The organism is Cellulomonas sp. GbtcB1 (assembly GCF_019091725.1).
Lineage (GTDB): Bacteria > Actinomycetota > Actinomycetes > Actinomycetales > Cellulomonadaceae > Cellulomonas.
This window is the reverse complement of record NZ_JAGXJG010000755.1, coordinates 1-228: the sequence shown is the minus strand read 5'-3', so window position 1 is coordinate 228 and position 228 is coordinate 1. Positions and strand designations below refer to the sequence as shown.

The window sequence follows — 228 nt, the reverse complement described above, 5'->3', positions numbered from 1 at the left end:
TCCGCGATCGCCTCCGCGGTGTCGGCGCAGCGGTCCGGCCGGCTGGTGGCGACCCGCGGCCGTGCGCTCGTCGACATCGGCCTGGTGCTCGTCGTCCTCGGCCTGATCGGCACCGACCTGGCGATCCGGTTCGTGGTCCCGCCCGCCGTCGGCTTCGTGGTGGCGGCGACGCAGAAGGTCGCGGGCGCCGGCAGCGGGCTGGTGATCGCGCCCAACCAGACGCTCACG

1 pseudogene is annotated in these 228 nt (G+C 75.4%); it reads left to right on the top strand.

From position 1 onward, the window contains the following. A pseudogene (locus KVT14_RS22085) lies at positions 1 to 228 on the top strand (MFS transporter); the annotation flags it as partial.